Source organism: Streptomyces colwelliae, from assembly GCF_048158785.1.
In the GTDB taxonomy this organism is placed as follows: domain Bacteria; phylum Actinomycetota; class Actinomycetes; order Streptomycetales; family Streptomycetaceae; genus Streptomyces.
The window spans coordinates 1-255 of the sequence record NZ_JBLTJC010001106.1 but is presented as its reverse complement, the minus strand read 5'-3'; the positions used below and the strand labels follow the sequence as shown (position 1 = coordinate 255).

Annotated in this window: 1 protein-coding gene; it reads left to right on the top strand. The window is 65.1% G+C overall.

What is annotated here, in order from left to right; genetic code table 11:
• Positions 1-255 (top strand): penicillin-binding transpeptidase domain-containing protein (locus ACNFOC_RS56035; protein WP_416966525.1); only part of this gene is annotated, 255 nt, incomplete at both ends.

The window sequence follows — 255 nt, the reverse complement described above, 5'->3', positions numbered from 1 at the left end:
CTACACCGAGCACTACACGAACAACGCGACCCGCACCGACTACCAGCCCGCCTCCACCTTCAAGCCGGTGATCCTGGCGGCGGCCCTGGCCGACGAGGCCAAGACACAGTCCGGCAAGACGATCACGACCAACACGCTCTACGACGGCACCAGCAAGCGCCCGGTCGTGGGCAGCGACATCGCGTTCGCGCCGGAGAACGAGGACGACCAGGACTACGGCAAGGTCACCGTCCAGACGGCGATGAACAAGTCGAT